The organism is Sagittula sp. (genome assembly GCF_052825245.1).
The window spans coordinates 44,923-69,641 of the sequence record NZ_JBRBWD010000013.1; the positions used below are offsets into that span (position 1 = coordinate 44,923).

General features: G+C 66.1%; 26 protein-coding genes. 14 read left to right on the forward strand and 12 right to left on the reverse strand.

The features are described 5' to 3' along the window. Positions 1-4 precede the first annotated feature (4 nt). Entirely contained in the window at positions 5-259 is a 255-nt protein-coding gene (locus ACU0DV_RS03400; protein WP_100930477.1) for an excalibur calcium-binding domain-containing protein, read from the forward strand. A 250-nt stretch (positions 260-509) separates the two neighbouring features. Here the strand turns inward: ACU0DV_RS03400 and ACU0DV_RS03405 are convergent, their stop codons facing one another. Genes ACU0DV_RS03405 through ACU0DV_RS03420 form a run of 4 tightly spaced genes read right to left on the reverse strand, consistent with a single transcriptional unit; the run spans position 510 to position 3,533 of the window. Next, complete coding sequence (locus tag ACU0DV_RS03405) at positions 510-1,583, reverse strand: methyltetrahydrofolate cobalamin methyltransferase (RefSeq protein WP_100930478.1); 1,074 nt, start codon at positions 1,581-1,583, stop codon at positions 510-512. Further along, entirely contained in the window at positions 1,580-2,248 is a 669-nt protein-coding gene (locus ACU0DV_RS03410) for an HAD family hydrolase (RefSeq protein WP_446241044.1), read from the reverse strand. Before ACU0DV_RS03410 ends, ACU0DV_RS03405 begins: the two co-directional genes overlap by 4 nt. Then, positions 2,245-3,177, reverse strand: coding sequence for a methylenetetrahydrofolate reductase (locus tag ACU0DV_RS03415; protein WP_446241045.1), 933 nt, complete (start codon positions 3,175-3,177; stop codon positions 2,245-2,247). The genes ACU0DV_RS03410 and ACU0DV_RS03415 overlap by 4 nt, the downstream gene beginning before the upstream one ends. A 26-nt stretch (positions 3,178-3,203) precedes the next feature. Next, the gene (locus tag ACU0DV_RS03420; protein ID WP_100930481.1) at positions 3,204-3,533 is read right to left on the reverse strand and encodes a virulence factor; all 330 of its coding nucleotides are present in this window, start codon (positions 3,531-3,533) and stop codon (positions 3,204-3,206) included. A 250-nt stretch (positions 3,534-3,783) separates the two neighbouring features. Between ACU0DV_RS03420 and ACU0DV_RS03425 the strand changes: the two genes are divergently transcribed. The 3 genes from ACU0DV_RS03425 (at position 3,784) to ACU0DV_RS03435 (ending at position 6,417) form a co-directional block, all read left to right on the forward strand. Further along, positions 3,784-4,464 carry a sulfotransferase family 2 domain-containing protein gene (locus ACU0DV_RS03425; RefSeq protein WP_283983396.1) on the forward strand — a complete coding sequence of 227 codons (681 nt, stop codon included), beginning with the start codon at positions 3,784-3,786 and terminating at the stop codon, positions 4,462-4,464. Between the two features lie 44 nt (positions 4,465-4,508). Continuing rightward, positions 4,509-5,621 (forward strand): Ppx/GppA phosphatase family protein, encoded by a 1,113-nt coding sequence (locus tag ACU0DV_RS03430; RefSeq protein WP_100930483.1) that lies wholly within the window; start codon positions 4,509-4,511, stop codon positions 5,619-5,621. Positions 5,622-5,706: 85 nt separating this feature from the next. Then, on the forward strand, positions 5,707-6,417 hold the full coding sequence (locus ACU0DV_RS03435) for an RlmE family RNA methyltransferase (protein ID WP_100930484.1): 711 nt from the start codon (positions 5,707-5,709) through the stop codon (positions 6,415-6,417). Here the strand turns inward: ACU0DV_RS03435 and ACU0DV_RS03440 are convergent. Beyond that, positions 6,376-6,633: a hypothetical protein gene (locus ACU0DV_RS03440; RefSeq protein WP_446241046.1), complete on the reverse strand. Its 258-nt coding sequence runs from the start codon at positions 6,631-6,633 to the stop codon at positions 6,376-6,378. The two genes, ACU0DV_RS03435 and ACU0DV_RS03440, sit on opposite strands and share 42 nt — an antisense overlap. A gap of 142 nt (positions 6,634-6,775) precedes the next feature. On the opposite strand from ACU0DV_RS03440, the gene ACU0DV_RS03445 reads away from it, so the two are divergent. From ACU0DV_RS03445 to ACU0DV_RS03460, 4 genes are read left to right on the forward strand one after another with little or no spacing between them, the layout of a single operon-like run. Beyond that, complete coding sequence (locus ACU0DV_RS03445; protein WP_446241047.1) at positions 6,776-7,402, forward strand: SGNH/GDSL hydrolase family protein; 627 nt, start codon at positions 6,776-6,778, stop codon at positions 7,400-7,402. Then, positions 7,399-7,845, forward strand: coding sequence for a lipocalin (locus tag ACU0DV_RS03450; protein ID WP_254698223.1), 447 nt, complete (start codon positions 7,399-7,401; stop codon positions 7,843-7,845). The genes ACU0DV_RS03445 and ACU0DV_RS03450 overlap by 4 nt, the downstream gene beginning before the upstream one ends. 13 nt (positions 7,846-7,858) lie before the next feature. Next, a complete protein-coding gene (locus tag ACU0DV_RS03455; RefSeq protein WP_446241048.1) occupies positions 7,859-9,283 on the forward strand; it encodes a carnitine 3-dehydrogenase in 1,425 nt (474 codons plus the stop codon). After that, positions 9,276-10,541 (forward strand): glycerate kinase type-2 family protein, encoded by a 1,266-nt coding sequence (locus tag ACU0DV_RS03460; RefSeq protein ID WP_446241049.1) that lies wholly within the window; start codon positions 9,276-9,278, stop codon positions 10,539-10,541. The genes ACU0DV_RS03455 and ACU0DV_RS03460 overlap by 8 nt, the downstream gene beginning before the upstream one ends. A 12-nt stretch (positions 10,542-10,553) precedes the next feature. On the opposite strand, the gene ACU0DV_RS03465 is transcribed toward ACU0DV_RS03460, so the two are convergent. Further along, the gene (locus ACU0DV_RS03465) at positions 10,554-11,300 is read right to left on the reverse strand and encodes a hypothetical protein (protein ID WP_446241050.1); all 747 of its coding nucleotides are present in this window, start codon (positions 11,298-11,300) and stop codon (positions 10,554-10,556) included. 133 nt (positions 11,301-11,433) lie between these two features. Here ACU0DV_RS03465 and ACU0DV_RS03470 point away from each other — a divergent pair, with 133 nt between their 5' ends. After that, a complete protein-coding gene (locus ACU0DV_RS03470) occupies positions 11,434-12,309 on the forward strand; it encodes a glycosyltransferase family 2 protein (protein WP_446241051.1) in 876 nt (291 codons plus the stop codon). Positions 12,310-12,324: 15 nt separating this feature from the next. On the opposite strand, the gene ACU0DV_RS03475 is transcribed toward ACU0DV_RS03470, so the two are convergent. The 3 genes from ACU0DV_RS03475 to ACU0DV_RS03485 form a co-directional block, all read right to left on the reverse strand. Then, positions 12,325-12,861 carry a hypothetical protein gene (locus ACU0DV_RS03475; protein WP_446241052.1) on the reverse strand — a complete coding sequence of 179 codons (537 nt, stop codon included), beginning with the start codon at positions 12,859-12,861 and terminating at the stop codon, positions 12,325-12,327. A gap of 258 nt (positions 12,862-13,119) precedes the next feature. Then, positions 13,120-14,490: a M20/M25/M40 family metallo-hydrolase gene (locus ACU0DV_RS03480; RefSeq protein ID WP_446241053.1), complete on the reverse strand. Its 1,371-nt coding sequence runs from the start codon at positions 14,488-14,490 to the stop codon at positions 13,120-13,122. Between the two features lie 75 nt (positions 14,491-14,565). Continuing rightward, positions 14,566-14,898 carry a 5-aminolevulinate synthase gene (locus ACU0DV_RS03485; protein ID WP_446241054.1) on the reverse strand — a complete coding sequence of 111 codons (333 nt, stop codon included), beginning with the start codon at positions 14,896-14,898 and terminating at the stop codon, positions 14,566-14,568. A gap of 354 nt (positions 14,899-15,252) precedes the next feature. On the opposite strand from ACU0DV_RS03485, the gene hemA reads away from it, so the two are divergent. The 3 genes from hemA (at position 15,253) to ispG (ending at position 19,590) form a co-directional block, all read left to right on the forward strand. After that, entirely contained in the window at positions 15,253-16,476 is a 1,224-nt protein-coding gene (hemA, locus tag ACU0DV_RS03490) for a 5-aminolevulinate synthase (protein WP_446241055.1), read from the forward strand. Positions 16,477-16,596: 120 nt separating this feature from the next. Then, complete coding sequence (locus tag ACU0DV_RS03495) at positions 16,597-18,363, forward strand: helix-turn-helix domain-containing protein (protein ID WP_446241056.1); 1,767 nt, start codon at positions 16,597-16,599, stop codon at positions 18,361-18,363. A gap of 96 nt (positions 18,364-18,459) precedes the next feature. Beyond that, positions 18,460-19,590 carry a flavodoxin-dependent (E)-4-hydroxy-3-methylbut-2-enyl-diphosphate synthase gene (gene ispG / locus ACU0DV_RS03500; RefSeq protein ID WP_100930494.1) on the forward strand — a complete coding sequence of 377 codons (1,131 nt, stop codon included), beginning with the start codon at positions 18,460-18,462 and terminating at the stop codon, positions 19,588-19,590. Between the two features lie 16 nt (positions 19,591-19,606). On the opposite strand, the gene ACU0DV_RS03505 is transcribed toward ispG, so the two are convergent. Genes ACU0DV_RS03505 through ACU0DV_RS03515 form a run of 3 tightly spaced genes read right to left on the reverse strand, consistent with a single transcriptional unit; the run spans position 19,607 to position 22,151 of the window. Further along, the gene (locus tag ACU0DV_RS03505; protein WP_446241057.1) at positions 19,607-20,035 is read right to left on the reverse strand and encodes a hypothetical protein; all 429 of its coding nucleotides are present in this window, start codon (positions 20,033-20,035) and stop codon (positions 19,607-19,609) included. Next, on the reverse strand, positions 20,032-20,793 hold the full coding sequence (locus ACU0DV_RS03510; RefSeq protein ID WP_446241058.1) for a DsbA family protein: 762 nt from the start codon (positions 20,791-20,793) through the stop codon (positions 20,032-20,034). Before ACU0DV_RS03510 ends, ACU0DV_RS03505 begins: the two co-directional genes overlap by 4 nt. A 38-nt stretch (positions 20,794-20,831) precedes the next feature. Then, positions 20,832-22,151, reverse strand: coding sequence for a M48 family metalloprotease (locus ACU0DV_RS03515; protein ID WP_254698224.1), 1,320 nt, complete (start codon positions 22,149-22,151; stop codon positions 20,832-20,834). Between the two features lie 61 nt (positions 22,152-22,212). On the opposite strand from ACU0DV_RS03515, the gene ACU0DV_RS03520 reads away from it, so the two are divergent. Then, complete coding sequence (locus tag ACU0DV_RS03520) at positions 22,213-23,361, forward strand: pyridoxal phosphate-dependent aminotransferase (RefSeq protein WP_446241059.1); 1,149 nt, start codon at positions 22,213-22,215, stop codon at positions 23,359-23,361. Between the two features lie 92 nt (positions 23,362-23,453). Beyond that, the gene (locus tag ACU0DV_RS03525) at positions 23,454-24,674 is read left to right on the forward strand and encodes an N-acetylmuramoyl-L-alanine amidase (RefSeq protein WP_446241060.1); all 1,221 of its coding nucleotides are present in this window, start codon (positions 23,454-23,456) and stop codon (positions 24,672-24,674) included. The last annotated feature ends 45 nt before the right edge of the window (positions 24,675-24,719 follow it).

The window sequence follows — 24,719 nt, forward strand, 5'->3', positions numbered from 1 at the left end:
CACCATGCGAGTTCTCACGGTCCTTCTTCTCATCGCCACCACGTCCTCCGCCACGGCGGAACCGCTCACGGCCGCCGACCTGCGGTCGCGGCTGGCGCCTTACCAGACCGCGCAGGCCTACGACTGCCGGGACGTGAGCTGCAAGCAACTGCGCTCCTGCGAGGAGGCCTGCTTCAAGCTGATCCAGTGCGGTCAGTCGAAGCGGGACGGCGATCACGACGGCATCCCCTGCGAAAACCTCTGCCGCTCCCGCTGCTGAGGTTTTTCCTGCCTTTCGGCCCGGCGTTCACGCGGTCGTGATGACCGCTGGTGCGGAAATCCTGCGTCGCACCGGAAAACGGTCTGGCTGATCCCGAATGGGGCGCCCCGGGGCCGGGGCGATGGTTAACAACCGGCCGGTTCAGGGGGCCGAACCGGCCGGGACTCACCTTTCCAAAACGTAAACGGCGCGCGGTTAACAGGCCGCGCGCCGCATGTCTTGACGTGGTGTGGGGCCGGTGCGCGGACGCTCAGGCCCGGCGGCGACGCCCGCCACGGCGCCCGCCGGCACCGCCACCGGCTTCACCGGCGGGTTTGTTAAAGGAAATCCAGGCCGCGCCACCGTCGTCGTGGTTGGTCAGCAGGTTGGCGGCGCGGATGGCCTCCATCTCCTTGCCGGGACGCGGCTTGGTCGACCCCATGCCGAACAGGGTGACGAAGGTTTCGTCGTCCATGTCCTCGGGCAGGATGATGCCCGCGGCTTCAACCTGTTGTTTCTTCTCGGCAATCTTGGCCGCGTTGATCGGCAGCGCCACCGGGTTCATGATCGCGGAGGTCATGCCCGCGCCCATCGCCATCGGCAGGAAGGCATTGTTGATGCCGTGCCGGTTGGGCAGGCCGAAGCTGATGTTGGACGCGCCGCAGGTGGTGTTCACGCCCAGCTCCTCGCGCAGGCGCCTAACCAAGGTAAACACCTGATGACCAGCCGTGGCCATCGCACCGATGGGCATGACAAGCGGGTCGACCACAATATCGTGTGCCGGGATGCCGAAATCGGCCGCGCGCTGGACGATTTTCTTGGCGACGGCAAAGCGGACCTCCGGGTCCTCGCTGATGCCCGTGTCGTCGTTCGAGATCGCCACGACCGGCACGTTGTATTTCTTCACCAGCGGCAGAACCAGCTCCAGCCGCTCTTCCTCGCCGGTGACGGAGTTCAGGAGCGGACGCCCCTCTGCCGCGGCAAGCCCGTTCTCCAGCGCGCCGGGAACGGAGGAGTCGATGCACAAGGGAGCGTCCACAACCTTTTGAACACACTCGACAAGTTGGCGCATCAGCTCCGGCTCGACAAAGTTGTTGTCGGCATAGCGCGGGTCCTCGGCCATCTTGTTGGAGAACACCGCGCCGGAGTTGATGTCGAGCACCGTGGCCCCCGCCGCGACCTGCGCGATGGCGTCCGCCTCCACGCGGGAAAAGTCGCCGCGCTCCAGTTCCTCGTTGAGGATCTTGCGCCCGGTCGGGTTGATACGCTCCCCGATCACGCAGAACGGCTGGTCAAATCCGATGATCGCGGTTTTGGTCTTCGACTCGACGACGGTACGGGTCATGTGGTGGTCTCTCCCTTCAATCGCGCGCACAGAGCGTCGAGCGATATGTCCTTGAAATCCTGTAGTGTTTCGCGTGCGCCGCTGGCCCGCAAAGTGGCATCGTCCAGGCTGGAGCGGATGCCGATGGCATAGGCCCCGGACCCCGCCGCAGCCCGCATCCCCGAGGGGCTGTCCTCGAATGCGATGCAGTGGCCGGGGGGCACGCCAAGCTGGCGCATCGCCTCCCGGTAGGGCATCGGATCGGGCTTGCCGCGCTCACATTCTTCCCCGATTACAATGACTTCGAAGGCGTCCCTCAACTCGATGGCCTGCAGCATCGCCTCGGCGTTGGCGCGCATGGCGTTGGTCACAACCGCCAGCCGCCAGCCCTCGGCCTCTGCCGCGCGGACCAGCGCCTGAACCCCCGGCATCCCCGGATAGGGACGCGGCAGACGATTGCGGAACTCCGCCTCCTTCGCCTCCGACAGGCCCTGCGGGTCATCAAGGTCGGGCAGGATTTCCGCAAAGATATCAACGTTCAGGCGGCCGTGGACCCTGGCCATGTAGAAGTCGTGGGTCACCTCGATCCCGTAAGGCGCCATCATTTCGGCAAAGACACGGGCGTGGATCGCGTCCGTGTCCAGCATGGTGCCGTCGAGGTCGAAGAGCAGCGCGGGTTTGGTCATCCGTTCGCCGGGCGCGCCGCTTCGCCGCCGTTGTCGATGGCCCACTCGGCGTTGGTCTTGATGCCGCCCAGCGGGAAGAAGTGCACCTGCTCGATGCCGAACGCCGGGTTGGCCGCCTTGTGGGCCGCCAGCTCTGCCAGGACGTCCGTCGGCTCGTAGGGCAGCAGCAGCTTGGTCACGTCCATCGCGCGCTTCTGCAGCACCTTGAGAGAGGGGCCGACACCGCAGGCGATGGCGAACTTGATCAGCGTCTGTAGCTTGGCCGGACCCGCGATCCCGATGTGGACGGGCAGGGAAATCCCCTCTGCATTCAGGCGGTTGACCCATTCGATGATCGGCTTCGCCTCGAACGCGAACTGCGTGGCCAGCGCCATCTGCGCGTCCGTCCGTTCCGAGAACGACTGCTTCCAGCGCAGCGCCTCCATCACCGCACGGTCGGAGCCGTCGGGGTCGATGTCCTTGTTGCCCTCGGGGTGGCCCGCCACGTGCAGGCGTTTGAAGCCCGCCTTGTCGAACAGGCCGGTTTCCATGAGCTGCATGGAGGAGTGGAAGTCGCCGTGCGGCTCCGACACGCCGCCGGCCAGCAGCAGCGCCTGCTCGACGCCGGCCTCGCCCTGGTACATGGCGATCCAGTTCCCGAGCGTCGCGGCGTCCTTGATGATGCGCGCGGGGAAGTGCGGCATCACGTTGTAACCCTCGGACGACAAACGCTTTGCCGTGGCGACCATCTCCTCGATGGGGGTGCCGTCGATGTGGGCGATGTAGACCCGGGTGCCTTCCGGCAGCAGGTCGCGGAAATTCTCCACCTTGGAGGCCGTGCGCGGCATGACCTCGATGGAATAGCCCTTCAGGAAGGCCTCCATGGCGGCATTGCCCGGGGTCTCGGTGAAAGAGCGGTCTTCGCGTTTACGAAATTGGAACAAAGCCATGAGAGCCTCCTTCAGGGTCATCAACTTCAGGCCTGGTTTTCCGCCTGCGCAGAAACATCGGCCCAGCCACCATTGGCGATCAGGGTCTTGAGGCGCTCGCTGTCGTATTCCGCATCCAGTCGCGCCGCCGCATCCGCCGCCGCCTCCTGCGGATCGCCCGCCACCTCGCCGGAGGGCACCTTGCGCCACTCCGCCAGATAAGCGTCGGTTTCCGCCGCACCGGATTTCATCGCGGCACGGTCGATCGCCTGTTCGAAGCGCTCGGGCAATTGTGCCTTGGCACCGCGACGGCCCTTGCCGACGATCACCTGCGCCGGGATGTCCCGCCAGTAGACAATGGTCAGTTCCGTGCTCATCAGCGTCGATTCCCCTGTTCGCCTGAAGGTCTCTCTACCTGCAGGGATGCGCCGGACGGTGTCGGTTTTCGACCCGTGACGCATCATGAGCGACAGCCTATGTGAAACAGACCGGAAGGTGAACGGCACCTTTGCCCCAAAGTTTTCAGGAAAATGATGAAATGATTGAGGACTCCCGACCCATTGACGCCGCATTTTCCGGCCAAACCTTTGATTAACCATTCAATCGGAGGCTGAAGGGGACGGGGCGATGACGATCACGGTGGACGCATACAGGCTGGCCTTCACGCCCTTGCCGAAATCGGCCTGCACCTCGGTCAAGCGCACGCTGGCGCAGGTCGACCCGGACGTGTCGCAGCCCGACACGCCGGACGTGCAGGTCTGGCACGATGTCTACCCGACCCGCCGTTTCCGCAGCGACCGCTGGGTGCGCTACGCCGACTACTTCCGCTTCTGCGTCGTCCGCGATCCGGTAAAGCGGCTGATGTCGTGTTACACCGACATCGTCGCCAACCGCGAAGAGATGTCGAACAGCCCGCGCCTGCGCAAGTCCGCGCGCTATCCCGTCGACCCGGATCCGGACTTTTTCTTTCTGAATCTGGAAGCTTACAAGATGCATTCCTCGCTGGTGAAACATCACTGCATGAGCGCCGCCTTTTTTGTCGGCCCCCAGCCCGAAGAGGACTTCGACCGCGTCTACCGCACGTCCGAGCTCGACGAACTGGAGCATGACCTCTCGGTGCGCACCGGGCGGATGCTGACGGTGCCGCATGCCAATGCAACGCGCCGCAAGCTGGTGCTCGACGACTTGCTCGACGAAACGGTGGATGCGATCCGGCCTTTCCTCGAACAGGAATACGCGCTCCTGAAGGGCTACTTCCGCAACCCCTTCGGATCTAAGATACATGCGGCTTGCGCGATACCGAACTGAGGCGTATCCTGAAATCAAGTTGAGATCGGAAGAGGCGCATCATCATGGCGCCCAAGCGTCCCAAGGCTGCGGGCGCTTTCCCGAGACCGGTTGAGAGTCCCGCGCCGACAGACCCGGATCCGAATGCCCTCTACGCGGCTCTGGATCTGGGAACAAACAGTTGCCGCATGCTGATTGCCCAGCCGAAGGGCAGCCAGTTTCATGTGGTCGACAGCTTCTCCAAGTCCGTCCAGCTGGGGCAGGGGCTGGAGATGACCGGAAGGTTAAGCCGTGCGTCCATGGGGCGCACGGTCTCTGCTTTGCGTGTCTGCAAGCAGAAGATCGAACGCCACAACGTGCAGCGCATGCGGCTTGTCGCGACGGAGGCCTGCCGCCGTGCCAAGAACGCGCGCGAGTTCATCCGGCAGGTGCGGCGCGACACCGGCCTCACGCTGGAGATCATCCAGCCCGAGGAAGAAGCCCGCCTTGCCGTGATCTCCTGCGCGCCGCTCGTCTCCACCAAGACAGAGCAGCTTCTGGTGGTGGACATCGGCGGCGGCTCGACAGAGCTGGTGTGGATCGACCTCAGCGCAGTCGAACCGCGTGAACGGCCCCGCGCCATCATGCGGCTGCATGCCGGGTTCCATCCGCCGTCCTCGCCGTTTCCCTCTGCGAAAGTGGTCGACTGGATCTCCGTGCCGCTCGGCGTGGCGACCCTGCGCGACCAGTTCTCGGACGTGCAGGACGACGCCGCGCGATACGCTCTGATGAGCTGGTACTTCGAGGAAAACCTCGCCGAATTCGCGCCTTATCAGGACGAACAGGCGCGCGAGGGGTTCCAGATCGTAGGTACTTCGGGGACCGTGACCACGGTTGCGGCATCGCACCTCGGGCTGCGGCGCTACGACCGCACGAAGGTCGACGGGCTGCGCATGTCCTCCGACCAGATCGAGGCGGTGATCCAGAACTACCTCGAGATGGGACCGACCGGGCGCCGCCGCGATCCTCGCATCGGGCCGGACCGGCACGCCCTCATCATGTCGGGGTCGGCCATCCTTCAGGCGCTGCTGCGGCTCTGGCCCACCGACCGGCTGAGCGTGGCGGACCGCGGCCTGCGCGAGGGTCTGCTTTACGCGCAAATGTCGGCGGATGGCGTTCTGGAAGACGGTCCGCTATAGACGGTTTCTCGGAAAGAGCGCGCCGGGGGGCTGACCGGCCGCCCGGACCGTTTTCACAGAACTGACAGGACAGGGTCGCGACACGATGGCGAAGGGGCCGAAGAACTCATCCGGACGCGGACAGCGCGATCTGAAGGTCAAGGTAAAGACCGCCCGGGGGCGCAAGCTGTCCTCGACCCTCTGGCTGCAACGTCAGTTGAACGACCCCTACGTGAAGAGGGCGAAGGAAGAGGGCTACCGTGGCCGCGCGGCCTTCAAGATCCTCGAGATCGACGACAAGTACCGCTTCCTCGTGCCCGGCGCGCGGGTCGTCGATCTGGGCTGTGCGCCGGGTGGCTGGTGCCAGGTGGCGGCGCGCCGGGTCAATTCCCTTGGCGAGAAGCCCGGCAAGGCGCAGGGTTTCGTGCTTGGCATCGACCTGCAGGAGGTCGACGCGATCGCCGGCGTGGAACTGCACCAACTCGACTTCCTCGAAGACGGGGCCGACGACAAGGTGAAGGATTGGCTGGGCGGCAGCGCGGATGTGGTGATGTCGGACATGGCCGCGGCCTCCTCCGGTCACAAGCAGACCGATCACCTGCGCATTATCACCCTCTGCGAGGCAGCGGCGGAACTGGCCTTCGACGTGCTGGAAGAGGGCGGGACCTTCGTGGCCAAGGTGCTGGCGGGCGGGGCCGAAGGCACGCTCCAGTCCACCCTGAAGCAGCGGTTCGACAAGGTGGCGAATTTCAAGCCGCCCGCAAGCCGTTCGGATTCATCGGAAAAGTTCGTCGTAGCCACCGGCTTTCGGGGCTGAGAACCGGCGCAGCAGGGCCCGCAGAAGGCTGGGCCTGCGCCGGGGTCCCGCTGTCAGCGACTGCGCGGCACTGGCCTGAATGCGCAGGCTGTCCTCTGCCGCAAGCAGATCGGGCCGGGCCTCTCGCGGGGCCTGCGTCTGGCGGTGCAGGTCGAACAGGCGCGCGTGTCGTCCGGAGCGCTGCTCCGGCTGGTGAGTGGCGGTCGAGATGGTCACGTAAATACCCCCGGCAGAAGGGTGCCCCACGTGTTCAATTGCATGGGACCGGGGCGATTCCAAGACGGTCGAGGTGCGATTTGGTGGCATGGGGATTGACCATGGCCGCGAGCCGGGTCTCACTGCACGCAAAGGAGGCACCATGGCAGTCATTTTATGCTTCGGCGACAGCAACACGCACGGGACCGCGCCGCTGGACCGGCCCGGCGGTCAGGCGCGCCATCCGAAAGGCCAGCGCTGGCCCGACGTGCTGGCAGCGGAACTGGGCGACGGGCACGAGGTCATCCCGGAGGGCCTGCCCGGTCGGACCACGGTGCACGACGATCCGGTTGAGGGCGGCTGCCGCAACGGGCAGGCGGTGCTGACCGCGATCCTGCACACCCACCGCCCCATCGACCTTATGCTGATCATGCTTGGCACCAACGACCTGAAGAACCGCTTTTCGGTCACCGCCTGGGAGATCGCCCGCTCGGTCGAACGGCTGGTCATCATGAGCAGGGCAGAGGCCGTGGTGTCCGACTTCATGGTCATCGCGCCCGCCCCGGTGCGCGAATGCGGCGCGCTTGAGGCGCCCTACCTCGGGGCAGAGGCGCGACAGCAGGGATTGACCGAACGGCTGGCAGAGATGGCCGGACGTCAGGGCATCGGGTTCTTCGATGCGGGCCAATACGCCACCGTGTCGCCGAAGGACGGTGTCCATTGGGAGCCTGAGTCGCATATCGCGCTGGGACAGGCGTTGGCCCCCGCCATCCGGGCCCGTCTGTCTTGATCCGCGCAGTGCCGGCGATCCTGCTTGTGGCGGCCTGTTCGGTCGCGCCCCAGGCACCGCATGCGCCGATCCCGGTCCGCAACCCGACAACCGCCGTGGCGTCGCAGGTCAACGCCGATCCCGCGCGCGTCCAGGGCCAGTGGGTCGTGGTGCAAAGCAGCCGGGCGCGGCCCGGCACCCCGGTCCGCATGGGCAACGGCGCCCTGCAGATCGGCCCGTATGCGGAGGCCTTCGTGCCGAAGGGGCAAGGCCGCTTCGCCTCGGGCGAGACGGAGGTCTGGGTGCACTGGCTGGACGATGACGACCGGACGCTGGCCATGGGCGCGCCGGGGGGCGCTTGGTTCGCCATTCTCGACCGGACGGGCCGCCCCGGAGAACGGCTGAACGCAGCACGGGACATCCTGGAGTGGTACGGGTACGACCTGACCCGGGTGATGAAATGAGGGAGAGCGTCACATGACGAAGATAGCCACCATCGTCGGCGGCGGGGTGATCGGCGGCGGCTGGGCCGCGCGCTTTGCACTGATGGGCTGGGACGTGCGGATCTTCGATCCCGATCCGGAGGCGGAGCGCAAGATCGCAGAGGTGATGGCCGGCGCCGCCCGCGCGTTGCCGATGCTCTACGAGGCGCCGATGCCGAAGCGCGGCAAGATCACCTTCCACAAGGATCTGGCGGAGGCGGTCACAGGCGCCGATTACATCGAGGAAAGCGTGCCTGAACGGCTCGACCTCAAGCACAGGGTCATCCGCGAAATCCAGGCCCATGCGCCCGAAGGTGCGGTCCTGGGCTCCTCCACCAGCGGGTTCAAACCCTCCGAGTTGCAGCAGGGCGCCACGCGGCCCGGACAGATCGTCGTCGCGCATCCGTTCAACCCGGTCTACCTGCTGCCGCTTGTCGAACTGGTGCCGGGCGGGGCGGACGATGCGACGGTGGTCCGCGCGCGCACCATCCTGACCGAGATCGGCATGTATCCCCTGCATGTGCGCGCCGAGATCGACGCCCATATCGCCGACCGTTTCCTCGAGGCCGTCTGGCGCGAGGCGTTGTGGCTGGTCAAGGACGGCATCGCCACCACCGAAGAGATCGACAATGCCATCCGCTACGGGTTCGGCCTTCGCTGGGCGCAGATGGGCCTGTTCGAGACCTACCGCGTCGCGGGCGGCGAAGCGGGGATGCGGCACTTCATGGCGCAGTTCGGGCCGTGCCTGTCGTGGCCCTGGACCAAGCTGATGGACGTGCCCGAGTTCACCGACGAGCTGGTCGACCTGATCGCCGACCAGTCGGACGCGCAGTCGGGCCAGTTCTCCATCCGCGAGCTGGAGCGTCAGCGGGACGACAATCTCGTGGCGATCCTGCGGGCGCTCAAGGGCCGCGAGGCGGCGGCGGGCAAGCTGATTCTCGACCACGACGCGACCCTGCGCGGCGACCTTGGCGACGGCGTGCCGCTGGTGACCGTCCGTCGCACCGTACCGGTCGACTGGACCGACATGAACCGCCACATGAACGAAGGCCGCTACGGGCAGGTGTTCTCCGACGCGTCCGAAGAGCTGATGACCCACATCGGGGCCGACCGGGCCTACATCGCGGCGGGCCACAGCTATTTCACCGCCGAAAACAACATCAAGTATCTCGCCGAAACCATTGCGGGGGAAGAGTTTTACGTTGAAACGCGCGTCACGCAGGGGGAGGGCAAGAAGCTGCGCCTATGGCACGAGATGAAGCGCGCTTCGGACGATGCAATCCTGTCGACCTGCGACCAGTTCATGCTGCATGTTTCCCTCGAGACGCGCCGGTCCTGTCCGCCGCTGCCGCATGTGCTAGAGGCCGTTGAACGGCTGGCCGCCGCCCATGCCCGCCAAGAGGAGATGACCGATGGATAAGCGCGCCTTTCTGACCGATCTGTTCGAGGCCGCCGTGGCCGCCGCCGATCCCATGCAGGCGCTGCGCGACGTGTTGCCTCCGAAACCGCCGGGGCGCACCGTGGTCGTCGCCTTAGGCAAGGGCGCCGCGCAACTTGCGGCCGCCTTCGAAGAGCTGTGGGGAGACCCGGTAGAGGGCGTCGTCGTCACCCGCTACGGCTATGCCGCGCCCTGCAAGCACCTGAAGGTGATCGAGGCCGCGCACCCGGTGCCGGATGCCGCCGGTCTCGCCGCGACGGAGGAGGTGTTCAACGCCGTCTCCGGCCTGACGCCCGGCGATCTGGTCGTGGCGCTGGTCTGCGGTGGCGGCTCGGCCCTGCTGCCCGCCCCGCCCGAAGGTCTGACGCTTGAGGACGAACAGGCGCTGAACCGCGCGCTTCTGGCGTCCGGCGCGCCCATCGGGGTGATGAACGCGATCCGCAAGCATGTGAGCCGGATAAAAGGCGGGCGTCTGGCCGCTGCCGCAGCACCGGCGCAGGTCGTGTCGCTGGTGGTCTCGGACGTGCCGGGGGACGATCCGGCGCAGGTCGCCTCTGGTCCGACGGTACCCGACTGGGTCACGCGCGAAGACGCGCTGGCGATGATCCGGGCGCGCAACATCGCCCTGCCGGAAAAGGTCATGGCCCACATCGCGACGGAGGCCGCCGCGGCACCCTCACCGATGGACCCGGCCTTTGAACGCAACGTGGTCCGGGTCGTGGCGTCGGCCCGCTTATCGCTCGAAGCGGCGGCGGCCAAGGCCGAGGCAGCGGGCATCACGCCGGTGATCCTGTCGGATGCCATCGAGGGTGAGGCGGGCGATGTCGGCTCGGTGCACGCCGCCATTGCGCGCGAGGTGGCCCGCCGGGGTCGTCCTTTCAAACCGCCGGTTGTCATGCTGTCAGGCGGCGAAACCACCGTGACGCTGGGCGAAACCCCGGGCCGCGGCGGTCGCAACACCGCGTTTCTGCTGGGGTTTGCCCTTGGCACAGAGGGGATGCCGATCAGCGCATTGGCGGCGGATACCGACGGCATCGACGGCACCGAAGACAATGCAGGGGCCTTCTGCGACGGTCAGAGTATGGCGCGGCTGCGCGAAGCGGGGCACGACCCGCGCGACTTCGTTCGTAAGCAGGATCCCTACGGCGCCTTCGACGCAATTGGTGACATCTTCGCGCCCGGGCCAACCGGGACAAACGTCAACGATTTCAGGGCGATATTCATCGAAGCTGAAACCTGACGCGAAGCGCGGTCAGTAGACGTAACCCAGGCGCGCCTCGGTCGTCAGGTCGAGGGCGTCGCGCAGGAAGTCGAGGTCGGCCTCCGGCACGTCGCGGGGCGTGTCGGGGCGTTCCGCGACGGCGGGCGAGAACTTCGACCCGAGGCGCTTCATGACGGGGCGATAATCGCCTTCCGGCATCGGCAGACCAAGACCCTCGTGAACGCCGCGCAGAAATGCCTGTGGGTCCGCCTGCACGGCTTCCATGCGGCAGAGCACCACGGCCGACCCGCGCATCAGGAAAGACAAGAGCCCTTCCAGCTTGGTCCGGCGCAGCGCGAAGAGGTTGGCAAAGGTCGCCCCGGTCACCGGGTGGCGGTCGTGCTGCAACGGCAGACCTTCGCCGCCGATCTCCTGGACCTGCGGGAAGTAGCGTTTGCGGTCGGCGATGGTGGCCCATTCGGCGCGGATGAAATCGGAATATCCCATGGCCTGCATCGCGGGCGGCGTGTGCCAGGGCTTGGCGTGCATCGAGAGGCTCCAAGCGCGGGCATCCCGGACGCAGCAGATCACCACCGTATCCGCCGGAATCGCGGTCATGTGCGGGAAACCATGTTTCCAGCCGAGCGCCTCGGTCGGTCGCAGGGCAGAGTTCCGCCCGATCAGCCGCTTGACGAAGTTGGTGCCGGACGACCGCTCTCCGAAGACCTGGAAGCGGCGCACGGGGGCCGGGCCGGGGACAATCTGCCAGCCTGTCCGGGAAAACTCGTCTGAGATCATGCTCGCGCCTCGCGGGTCTCTTTTTCGCAACCTTAGTGAGGCGCGTGACAGAATGCGATTCTCATGTTCGGGGTCCTGCGGTATCCTGCGGCGCAAAGGCCACGGAAGCGGGCGATACGAGGGATACGAGCGGATGCAATCGGTTGCGGCGGCACTCACCATGGTGCGGGACGATGCCTTCTTCCTGAAGGCCTGGTTGCGCCACTACGGCGAGGTCTTCGGGCGCGAGAACTGCTATATCGTCAACCATGGCCGGGGGGATGAGGTCGCCGCGCTGGCCGAGGGCTGCAACGTCATCGGCATCCCCGGCGATCCGCATCCCAACTTCGACATGAAGCGCTGGCGGTTGCTGAACAACCTCGTGCAGGGGCTGCGCTGCTACTACACGCATGTGGTGGTGGGCGACGTGGACGAGCTGGTGGTGGTGGACCCGGAGGACGGACGCGACCTGCTGCAATACCTGACCGAGACGAAGCCGCGCCGGTTCCTGACGCCGCTGGGGCTGGAGGTCATCCATCGCATCGATGTCGAGGAAGAGGAGATCTCCGACCATATCCTCGGGCCCCGCCGGCATGTGCGCCTTGCGCCGCATTATTCGAAACCCTGCATCGTCAGCCACGGCGCCAAGATCGCCCGGGGTGGCCATTTCACGCAGTACGACAAGCTGCACGCGCCTGACGAGCTGTACCTGTTCCACCTGAAGTTCTGCGATTTCCGCAACTACACGGAGGTGATGAACGCCCGCAACGCCGTGACGGAGAGTGTGGGCGCGGATGTTCAGACGGCCTCCATCGGGCGGCACTGGTTCGCGGAGGCGCGGGGAGAGGATCGCGCGGTGTTCGAAGCGTTCGCGGATCTGGAGATGATGGACGGCTTCGACTTCGGGTGGGTGCGGAAACGCATGCACCGAAGCTGGGGACCGCGCGGCGAAACCGGGTTCTGGCACTTTGCACGCCCCGAGTTCGAACAACAATACGTGGTGCCGGACAGGTTCGTGGGTGCGTTCTGAGGGGCGCGCGGGGCGTCAGTTGCCGCCGGACGAGACGAAAGCCAGATTGTGAACACCAAGCCCGGGGAAGGTGCCCTCGATCGCGGCGCCCGCTGTTGCCAGGGCATTCCGGCTGTGCCCGTCCAGCATTCCGAAGCCCGTGCTCCACACGCCGGATGGGGTGTAGAACAGCACCAATGCCGCGATTGCGCCGACAAGAACACCGCCGGAGTTCGTCCGCTTGCCGCCGGTCTTCATGAAGTAGCGGAAGACGTGCAGGGCCAACACTATAAAGGATGCCACGATCATCGCGGCGAGGCCGTTGAAGATCCAGTCGTGGTATTCAACGGGAAGCGAGCCCTGCTTCAGCGAGGAAGCGATCAATTCACGGTTGGTCGAAACCGCAACCACGAGATAGATCCAGCCGAAACCCGTCAGAGTTGCGGCGAACGGGCGGGCGACCGTCGTGTCCCGGGTCGTAGCCGATGCACCGGGGCGACAAAAGCGGCTCTCCACGCGAGAGAGGCGTTGACAAAAATCCGCGTGGGTCTGTTTTCGGATCGCTGTGCTCATGCCTCATGTCTAAAAGCGGATTCGGGCCAAATCAGGGTCAATTGAGGCGAAATGGCCACAATCTGACCTTACCATGGGTTGTATTTTAACCTTTTGGGAGAGATTTGGCCGAAGCGGCGCAGTTTGATGGGGCGGAACGCCAAGGCCGCCGCATTCGGGTTGCACGGCTTGACCAAGGGTAAACTTGACATACCCAACAGCTAAACCCCTGCGTGTGCGGGCCGGTCCCCGACAGACCGGCCCGGCCGTTCGCTTGCCTCAGCGGATGGCGTCGAGAATCCGGGCCCAGCTCCGGATGCCTTTGTGGAAGCTCTCGACGTCGTACTTCTCGTTCGGGGAGTGGATCTGGTCGTCGTCCTTGCCCCATCCCACCAGCATCGTGTCGAGGCCGAGGTACGTCTTGAAGTAGCCCGCGACGGGAATGGATCCGCCGCATCCGGTGAAGGCGGCCTCTTCGCCCCATTCCTCGCCCAGCACCGCGCGGGTCTGCTCGAACGCCGGGTGATCGATGGACATCTGGCTGGCCGGAGAGGCGCCATGCGCGTGGAACTCGGCGGTGACATCCTCGGGCAGCTGCGCCTTGACCCATGCCCGGAAGTGTTCGCGCAGGGCGTGCGGGTCCTGCTGGCCGACAAGGCGGAAACTGACCTTGGCGGAGACCTTCGAGGGCAGAACGGTCTTGAAACCGTCGCCGGTATAGCCGCCCTTGATGCCGTTGATCTCTGCCGTGGGGCGGGACCAGATCATCTCGAGCGCGGTATGATCCTGTTCGCCCGCGGGCTTCGACAGGCCGACGTCGCCAAGGAAGGTGGCGTGGTCGAAGTTCAGGCCGTCCCACTGCGCCTTGATGTCCGCCGGCAGGTCGGGAACGTCGTCGTAGAAGTGCGGCACCTGGATGCGGCCGGTGTCGTCATGCAGGTTGGCGAGGATCCGCGACATCACGCGGATCGGGTTCATCGCGGCGCCGCCGTACATGCCGGAGTGCAGGTCCTTCGACGGGCCGGTCAGGACGATCTCTTCGCCCAGCAGGCCGCGCAGCTGCGTCATGATGGCGGGCGCACGGCTTTCGAACAGTCCGGTGTCGCAGATCAGTGCGATGTCCGCCTTCAGTTCGTCCGCGTTCTCTTTCAGGAACGGAATGAGCGAGGGAGAGCCGCTTTCCTCCTCGCCCTCGAAGAAGAAGGTGATGCGGCAGGGCATCTCTCCGTGCACGGCTTTCCACGCGCGGCAGGCCTCGACGAAGGTCATGAGCTGACCCTTGTCATCCGATGCTCCCCGCGCCCGGATCACGCGTCCTTTCGGCGTCTCCTCGATGGCGGGGTCGAAGGGGTCGCGGTCCCACAGTTCCAGCGGATCGACCGGCTGTACGTCGTAGTGTCCATAGAAAAGGACATGCGGTCCGGTGCCTTCGACATGGCCGACGACCATCGGGTGGCCGGTGGTCGGGCGCTTGGTCGCCGCGATCCCGATGCCCTCGAGGTCGCTCACAAGCCAGTCGGCGGCGCGGTCGACGTCCGCCTTGAACGCCGGGTCGGTGGAGATCGACGGGATTCGGAGCAGGTCGAAGAGCCGCTCCATCGCGGCGTCGAGATCGGAATCGATACGGTCGAGTACGGGGTCGAGGGACATGTGTGCTCCTTTGCCATGGGCCGGCATTGGCCTTTTGGCGGAGCCTAGCGGCAAAGCGGTCGGTGTCCAGACGGCTCAGACCGCGACTATGGCCAAACCGCCAAGCACGATCATCGCGCCCAATGCCTGCCTGAGCGTGAAGCCCTCGCCGATACCGAAGGCGAATCCCAGGACGATCACCGTCTCGACGCCCAGCACGAGAATGTAGATGATCGAAAGGTGAGTCTGGCGCATCAGCGCGACCTCCGCCGCGAAGGCGAGGAGGAAACCCAGGACGGCAAGGGCGATTCCCGGCAGGAGCAGCCCGCTGGCCGCGCCCTTCATTCCGACGGTCGCCAGAACGTAGCCGAAAGCGGTGACAAGGATGAGGGGCAGGGTGGAGTTGACCGTGTTGTGAATGGTGAGCACTGGCAAACCTTTAAGTTGAAACGTACTGAAAATGTCATGAAAACGAATGCCTTGGAGGGTAGGCTGTTAACCATTTCACGCGAAGTAGGGAAAACCGGACCTCAGCCTAAGGTCGGTAAGTGGCAGGGTGGTCAAGGAGGTTTCCGATCCACTAAAAAGGTTCCGAGCGGAAAGGTGGAATGGAGATCTTTCTTTGAAGCCTTTGATCTTTGTCAAAGATGCGACGGAACGTCCGAGCCTAAACGGTAGACACATGACGCCGCGCGCATTAGTTATTCACGAACTTGAATGCAGCCCGGGGCCGCACAAGGGACGCGAACCACAGCGTCCCCACAATGACCAAGGAGGAGCCCGGTGGACTACACCGCGAAACTCGACGACGCACTGAACCGTCTGCATGAAGAAGGCCGTTACCGGACCTTCATCGACATCGAGCGCAAGAAGGGCCAGTTCCCGCACGCCACCTGGCGCATGCCGGACGGGACCGAGAAGCCGATCACGGTCTGGTGCGGCAACGACTACCTTGGCATGGGCCAGCACCCTGTCGTCCTGCAGGCTATGCACGAGGCCATCGACGCCACCGGCGCCGGTTCGGGTGGCACGCGGAACATCTCCGGGACCACGGTCTACCACAAGCGGCTGGAGGCGGAACTCGCCGACCTGCACGGCAAGGAAGCGGCGCTGCTGTTCACCTCTGCCTACATCGCGAACGACGCGACCCTGTCGACGCTGCCGAAGCTCTTCCCGGGCCTGATCATCTATTCCGACGAGCTGAACCACGCATCCATGATCGAGGGCGTGCGCCGCAACGGCGGGGCAAAGCGGATCTTCAAGCACAACGACCTCGACGATCTGCGCGCCAAGCTGGAGGCGGACGATCCCGCCGCGCCCAAGCTGATCGCCTTCGAATCGATCTACTCGATGGACGGCGACTTCGGCCCGATCGAGGCGATCTGCGATCTGGCCGACGAATTCGGCGCGCTGACCTACATCGACGAGGTGCACGCGGTCGGCATGTACGGCCCCCGCGGTGCCGGTGTGGCAGAGCGTGACCGCCTGATGCACCGCATCGACATCATCAACGGCACGCTGGCCAAGGCGTTCGGCGTAATGGGCGGCTACATCGCGGCGAGCGCTAAAATGTGTGATGCGGTGCGCTCTTATGCGCCGGGCTTCATCTTCACCACCTCGCTGCCGCCGGCCGTGGCCGCGGGTGCCGCCGCCTCCGTCGCGCATCTGAAGCGCGATCAGGGGCTGCGCGACAAGCACCAGACCCAGGCGAGGATCCTCAAGACCCGTCTGAAGGGCATGGGGCTGCCGATCGTCGATCACGGGTCGCACATCGTACCGGTGATCGTCGGCGATCCGGTGCATACGAAGATGCTGTCGGACATGCTGCTCGAGGGTTACGGCATCTATGTCCAGCCGATCAACTTCCCCACCGTGCCGCGCGGAACGGAGCGTCTGCGCTTCACTCCGTCGCCGGTTCACGGGCCCGGCGAGATGGATCATCTCGTCCACGCGATGGACGAACTGTGGAGCCACTGTGCGCTGAATCGTGCTGAATTGGCGGGGTAACCTACGGTACTTCTGTCAATTGTCTTGCGATGTGGTAACGTTATCGCAATAACCGGGCTGCACGAATCGTGATTGCCCGGATGGGCAGGACGGACAGACAGTGAAGTGGGGCAGTCTCGTATGATCGGGCGCAAAACCCATAGCAATAACGGCGTGACGGACCCCTCGGTGCAGGGGTTCGACGACTACGCCCTGCGATTGGGCGACGTGATGCGCGGTGAGCGCGCGACGCTGGGCAAATCGCTGCTGGATGTGCAACGGGAACTGCGGATCAAGGCGAGCTACATCTCTGCCATCGAGAACTGCGACCCCTCTGCTTTTGACACACCCGGGTTTATAGCCGGTTACGTCCGTTCCTACGCTCGATACCTTGGTATGGATCCCGACGAGGCCTTCGCCGGGTTCTGCAAGGAAAGCGGGTTCTCCGTCGCGCACGGCATGTCGCAGGAGGCCTCCGTCATCCGCAAGGCGCATGACGACGAGGCGCCGAAGCCGCGGGCGCGCAATCCGCTGGCCGAACCGAAGATGCCCTTCGCACCGGCCTCCGACAGCTTTTTCAGCCAGATTGAACCGCGCGCCATCGGGTCGTCGCTGGTTCTGATCGCCCTGATCGGCGGCATCGGCTACGGCGGGTGGACCGTTCTTCAGGAAATCCAGCGCGTTCAGGTGACGCCGGTCGACCAGACCCCGGTCGTTCTCAGCGAACTGGATCCGCTCGACGCCGCCAAGGCCGGAAAAGGTCAGCCGGAAGGGGCCGAGACGGAGCAGATGGCAGGTGTCTTCACCCCGCCGTCCACCGAGGCCTTCGACCGGCTTTACCGGCCTCAGGCGCTCGATGTGCCGGTGCTGGTGGCGCGGGACGAGCCGATCTCGACCCTCGATCCGGACAGCGGCGGGCTTTATTCCGGTCGCGGTCCGTCGCTCCCGCGTGTGGACGACAGTTCGCTTGCCGCGGCGGCGCTGGCCCAGGGCCTGATCGACCAAGCGTCGACCGGCGCGGTGCCCGTAACGGCAGGGTCCGGCGTGACGGTCGTGGCGGTGCGTCCGGCCTGGGTGCAGGTCAAGGACGAGGCGGGCACGGTGCTTTATTCGCGCGTCATGAACGCGGGCGACGCCTACCCGGTGCCGCGCAACGCGGGCACGCCGAAGATCCAGATCGGCGAATCCGGCGCGATCTACTTCAACATCGAGGGCGAGACCTACGGTCCCGCAGGCAGCCGCGGCGCCGTGAGCGAGGACGTCTCGCTGGCGGCGGCGGACCTCGTCGACCGTTTCGAGCCCGCGCAGCCGGGTGCCGACGACGATCTTTTGGCCGTTCTCGTCGAACTCGACATGAAGCGCGCCGCCGAGCCGGTCAACGTGGCGGCCGCCCAGGCCCCCGCAGCACCCGCCGCACCCCAGGCTTTTGCCGCGCCGCGTCTCTACGATGCGCCGTCTTCCCCCGAACCGGCGCAGCAGCAGGCACCGGCACAGGTGGCCGAGGCGCCGGCGGCACAGCAGGATGCCGTGCCGAATTCGCCGCGCGTGCTGGCCGAGACGCCCCCGGGCATCACCGTCGTCGCCACGCAGGAAACATGGGTGGAGGTCACGTCGCCCTCCGGCAAGAAGCTGTTCGCCCAGACCCTGCAGGCGGGGCAGACCTACCAGGTGCCGCAGACCGATCAGCCACCGACCATCTTCTCGGGCAATGCAGGCGGCGTGTTCTTTGCCGTCAACGGACAGACCTTCGGGCCCTACGGCTCCACCGGCCAGTTCGGACGCAACCTCGCCCTGTCGCCGGCCGCCATCCAGCAGCAATTGCAGGTGGCGGACCTGAGCGCCAACCAGACCCTCGCGCGGGTCGTCGCCGAGCTGAACCTCCAGTCCACGGACGGACCCGGGCGCTGACGGCAGGTTGCGGGTTGCAATCTGCCTGTCACGATCACAGGTCACACTCAGCAAGCAGGTCGCTCGACCGCGTGTCATCGTAACGGGATAGCTGTCATGAGCATCAACCACGTCCGCCCCTGGCGGAACATCTACCGCCGCGCCTCGCGTCAGATCATGGTCGGATCCGTGCCGGTGGGTGGCGGCGCGCCGATCAGCGTGCAGACGATGACCAACACGGTCACGACAGACATTCCGGGAACCATCGCGCAGATTCAGCAGGCGGCCGAGGCCGGGGCAGACATCGTGCGCGTCTCTGTCCCCGACGAGGCGTCGGCGAAGGCCTTGAAGGAGATCGTGCGCGAAAGCCCGGTGCCGATCGTGGCGGACATCCATTTCCATTACCGCCGGGGTATCGAGGCGGCTGAGGCGGGCGCGGCCTGCCTGCGCATCAACCCCGGCAACATCGGCAGCCCCGAGCGGGTCCGTGAGGTCATCAAGGCGGCGCGCGACCACAACTGTTCGATCCGCATCGGCGTGAACGCCGGGTCGCTGGAAAAACACCTGCTGGAGAAATACGGCGAGCCGTGCCCCGACGCCATGGTCGAAAGCGGGCTGGATCACATCCGCATCCTGCAGGACAACGACTTCCACGAGTTCAAGATCAGCGTCAAGGCGTCCGACGTCTTCATGGCGGCGGCGGCCTACCAGCAACTGGCAGAACAGACCGACGCGCCGATCCACCTCGGCATCACCGAGGCGGGCGGGCTGGTTTCCGGCACGGTGAAAAGCGCCATCGGCCTTGGCAACCTGCTGTGGATGGGCATCGGCGACACGATCCGCGTGTCCCTGTCCGCCGACCCGGTCGAAGAGGTGAAGATCGGGTACGAGATCCTCAAGTCGCTGGGCCTGCGCCATCGCGGGGTGAACATCATTTCCTGCCCGTCCTGTGCGCGGCAGGGGTTCGACGTCATCAAGACGGTGGAAACGCTGGAAAAACGGCTGGAGCACATCAAGACGCCGATGTCGCTGTCGATCATCGGCTGCGTGGTGAACGGACCGGGCGAAGCGCTGATGACCGACGTGGGCTTCACCGGCGGCGGCGCCGGGTCGGGCATGGTCTACCTGGCGGGCAAGGCCAGCCACAAGATGTCCAATGCCCAGATGATCGACCACATCGTCGAAGAGGTCGAGAAGCGCGCCGAAGCCATCGAGAGCGGCGCGGCAGAGGCGAAGGCGGCGGAGTGATCGCCGCCATTCGGCGTCACTGCGTCAGGTAATCCTGCAAGACGAAGTCCGGCATGTGCCCGCGGATCAGTCTGTCGGGCATGACGTAGGCGGGCAGGGTGTCGAAACCCAGGTCGCTGAACAGCGTCTGCGCGTCGGGTGTGGACGTGTCGAAGACCTGCATCCGCAGGCCGAGGCGCTCCGTGACGGCGCGCAGCTCGGTCTCGGCAGTTGCGCAGGCCTCGCAGTCCGGGCCGGTGAACAGGGCGATGGCCACGTCCCCGTCCGTGCCGAACAGGGTATCGGCGTGCTCCTCGATCACCAGAAGGTCGGCGTTCTTTTCCTCACGGTAGATGTCGACGGGCGGAGGCGCCACCAGAGCGCGTAGACGTTCCTCTGCGGTGGGGGCGAACTGGGCGTGGACCGGCGCCGCCACAAGCAGCGCCGGGATCAGCAGGTGTTTCACTCGGCGCGGCCCATGGCGACGATCTGTTCCATCGCGGCCAGCGGGGCGTAGCCGCGCACCATCTCGTCCCCGAAGACGAAGGAGGGCGTGCCGTTGATCTGCATGGCCTGCGCCAGCGCGCGGGTCTCGTTGATGCGGCGGGTGATCTCCTCGCTGCCCATCTCGGCCATGATCGCATCGGCGTCGAGGCCAAGCGTGTCGGCGATGCGCTTCAGGGAGGCTTCGGTCGGGTTACCTTCGAGGGCGATCAGCGCGTCGTGCACCTGGCCGTAGGCCTCGTCACCGGCGACGATCTTGGTGGCGATGGCAAAGCGCGACGAAATCGTGGACGCATCGCCGAGGATCGGGAATTCCTTGACGATCAGGCGGATGTTGCCGTCGTTTTCCAGAAGCTCGGTGACCTCCGGCTGCGCCTTGCGGCAATACCCGCAGCGGTAGTCCATGAACTCGACGATGGTGAAGTCGCCGTCCGGGTTGCCGCCGACCCAGGAATAGCCGTCGTTCAGCAGCGCATCGCGGTGGGTTTCGACAAGCTGCTTGTCGTTCTGTTCCTGGGCTGCGGCTTCCTGCTGTTCCAGAACGGCGACTGCATCCATGATGACCTGCGGGTTGTCCATCAGGTAGTCACGCACCGCCTGACCGAAGGCGGCCTTCTGGTCGTCGTTCATGGCGCCGAAGTCGAAGGTGTCCTGTGCCGAGGCGGGGGCCGCGGCCAGGCACATCATGGCGGCGCCGGCTTTGAAAAGGGTTCGTGTCATGGGGGTCTCCGTTATATCGTTGTCCCGTGGGGGTTCGCTTACCGGCGCTTTGCCTGCTGTGCGGCACTTAGCACATCCTGTGCGCGCTGCCACGGGGCGGAACCGCGCGGCAGTTGATCGGAGGCGCGGCGGGCGTGAAGCTCTGCATCCTCCAGCCGTCCCAGGAGCGCGTAACGTTCCGCCGTGGCGAGTGAGGCCATCGCGTTGTTGCCGAGCTTGGCGTAGGTCACGCCGAGGTCCCGCAGCACACCCGGGTCCGAGAAGTCGCGCCCGCGGGCGGCCTCCAGCGCCTGGAGCGCGCCGCGCGGATCGCCTGCGGCCAGCCGGGCGCGGCCCAGTCCGCCAAGGATCAGCGGTTCGCGCGGGGCACGGCTGGCGGCGGCCTCGTAGACCTGGACGGCCGGGCCGAACTGGCGGGATTCAAGCAAGATCTGGCCTTTGAGGTCCAGCAGGAAGGGGTCGCCGGGCCGGGTCGCGATGGCGCCGTCGATGGCGGCGAGCGCCTTCTTGAGGTTCGACTGGCGGTGCCAGGCGACGGCCTCCTGCATCAGGCGCACGTCCTTGTAGGGCACCGATCCGCTGCGCCGCAGTGTCCAGGACGGCGCGCGCTTGAAGGCACTCAGCTTGCCCCTGGCGCGGGCGAACCAGTATTCGCCTTCGGGCGAACGCTTGCCGGGACCGGCGGAAACGGCCAGCGCCTCCAGCGCGCGGAGGCGGTCGCGGGACAGCGGATGGGTGACGGCGTAGGGGTCGAGCCGGGATTCGGAGAGCGACACCTGCCCGGCGAAGATCTTGATGACCTCGACCGCGCCCTGGGGATCGAGGCCGGCGCGCTTCAGGTACCGGACAGAAGCGATGTCGGCCGAGCTTTCCTCGGCCCGGGTGTGGCTGAACAGGCGCCGCTGTGCGGAGCTTTGCGATCCGAAGGCGATGCCCGCGGCGACACTCGGATCGGCGCCCGCAAGCCCCGTGGCCAGAGCCAGCAGCATGCCCATACCGGCGGCGCTGCGCGCGCTGCGCATGTTGCCCAGGCGGCGCGTGATGTGGCCGTTGGCGATATGCGCGGCCTCGTGGGCGATCACCGCCTGCAGGGCGGCGGCGCTCTCGACCTTCATGATGAGGCCCGAATGCAGGAAGATGTGGCGCGCGTCCGCAACGAAGGCGTTGAGCGAATTGTCGTCCAGCACGACGATCTGAACCTGGCTGGGGGAGAGGCCGGCGGCGCTGAGGATCGGTGCCGCCAGTTGCCCCAGCGCGTATTCCATGTCGGCGTCGCGCAGGAAGGTCGCCGCGCGGACGGGCTGGGCCAGCATCAGGGTCGCCGCCAGAAGCACGGCCATCGCTCGGGTTAGGATCATTGACGTCTCGCAGGTCGCAGCCGTAAGCCTCGGGTTCAAGCGGCAGACTAGAGAGGCAGGCATGCGGAGTTCAAGACGCGGTGACGTCGATCCCTTTATCGTGATGGACGTCATGGAGGCGGCGCGCGCCCGCGAAGCGGCGGGTCATCGGGTGATTCACATGGAAGTCGGCCAGCCGGGCACACCGGCGCCGCGTCTGGCGCGCGAGGCCCTGGGCCATGCGCTGGAAAGCGACGCGCTGGGATATACCGTGGCGCTCGGCCTTCCGGAATTGCGCGCCCGCATCGCTCGGCTTTACGGCGAATGGTACGGGCTGGACCTCGATCCGGGGCGCGTGGTGGTGACCTCCGGGTCCTCCGGCGGCTTCATCCTGGCCTTTACCGCGCTGTTCGATGCGGGCGAGCGTGTGGCGCTGGGGGCTCCGGGCTATCCGTCCTACCGCCAGATCCTTAGATCGCTGGACCTCGTGCCGGTGGAGGTGCAGACCGCACCTGCCAACCGCTACCAGCCCGTGCCGTCCGATCTGCGCGGGCTCGATTTCGAGGGTCTGATGGTGGCCTCTCCGGCCAATCCCACGGGCACGATGCTGGACCGGCAGGCGCTGTCGGATCTGATCGACGTGACGGCGGAAAAGGGCGCGGCCTTCCTGTCTGACGAGATCTACCACGGTATCGAGTACGACCGCAAAGCCGTCAGCGCGCTGGAGATCAGCGACGACGTGGTGGTCATCAATTCCTTCTCGAAGTTCTTCTCGATGACGGGCTGGCGGGTCGGCTGGCTGGTGGTGCCGGAGGGGCTGGTGCGGCAGGTGGAACGGTTGGCCCAGAACCTTTTCATCTGCGCGCCCCATGCGGCGCAGATCGCCGCGCTGGCCGCCATGGACGCGAAGGAGGAGACAGAGGCCAACCTTGCCGTCTACGCGAAGAACCGCGCGCTGACGATGGCCGGTCTGCCGGAGGCGGGATTCGACCGCATCGCACCGCCGGACGGCGCCTTTTACGTCTATGCCGATGTGAGCCACCTGACCGACGACAGCCGCGCCTTCGCGCAGGAGATCCTTGAAGGGGCCGGGGTCGCGGTGACGCCGGGGCTGGATTTCGATCCGCTGCGCGGCGGCGGCACGCTCAGGTTCTCCTACGCGCGCAGCACAGCCGATATCGAGGAAGGGCTGGCGCGGCTCAGGGACTTCATGGCCAAACGCCGTTCGTGAACGGGCAGGGCTGGGCGAAGGGACGCGCACCTGCTAGATTTGGCCGCAACGAGAACCCGCAAAGCGGGCCCGCCAACCGGGAAAGAGCAGCCATGCACAGGATCTTCGCGTTACTCATCGCCATGCTTTGCGCGTCGCCAGTAGTGGCGCAGCAGCAGGAAGAAAGCTCCGGCCTTGCGCGCTATGAGGGGGGCGGGTTCACCGACCGGCGGTTCGGTGGCGCGACGGAGCTGTCGCTGAACCTCAGCCAGGGGGTGCCGTGGCGGCTCTTCACCGTCGACAACCCGCTGCGGCTGGTGGTCGATTTCCGCGAGGTCGACTGGGAGGGCGCAACCCCCGGCGAACTCGATGCCTCGGCGCGGATCGGTGCGGTGCGGGTCGGCGGCTTCCGGCCCGGCTGGTCGCGCATGGTGGCCGACCTGACAGAGCCGCTGTCGGTGGATTCGGCCAGCCTGACAGTGCCAAAGGACGGCGGCAGCGCGCAGTTGAAGGTCGTGTTGTCGCCGACGGACGCGGCCAGCTTCGCAGCGAAGGCAGGCGTGCCGCGCGATCCGGGCTGGGATCACCTGCGGCCCAAGGCACGGCGGCCCGCCCCGCGCGCGGCCGGTGCGCCGCTGGTGATCGTCATCGACCCGGGCCACGGCGGCATCGACCCGGGCGCGGAACGGGCAGGGGTGAAGGAGGCCGACCTCGTCCTGCAATTCGGGCGCGAACTTAGGGACGTGTTGCTCCGATCCGGGAACTACGACGTGAGGATGACACGGAACTCCGACGTCTTCGTGTCGCTCGAAGGCCGCGTTGCGGCGGCGCATGACGCGGGCGCGGACGTGTTCATCTCGCTCCATGCCGACGCGCTGGACGGCGGCGGCGCAAAGGGGGCGGCGGTTTATACGCTGGCCGAAGACGCCTCCGACGCGGCTTCTGCCGCGCTGGCAGAGCGGCACGACCGCGATGACCTGCTGTCGGGGATCGACCTTTCCGGGTCGGACGACCGGGTGGCGCAGGTGCTCTTGGACCTGGCCCGGCAGGACAACACCCCGCGCAGCCAGGCGCTGGCCAAAAGCATCGTCGCGGGCATCCGCAACAACGACGGCAAGGTCCACAAGGACCCGCTGCGGCAGGCGGCTTTTTCCGTGCTGAAGTCGGCGGACATCCCCTCCGTTCTCGTGGAACTGGGGTTCCTGTCCTCGCAGCAGGACCTGATGAACCTGCAGGATCCGGCGTGGCGCGCGGGCATGGCGGCGGGCATCCGGGACGGGCTGGCGCAATGGCTGATCGAGGACAAGGCCCTGTCGCGTCTGCGCCGGCAATAACGCGCGCATTCAAATGCTTGGGCGGTCCGGCGCTGACGGCAACAG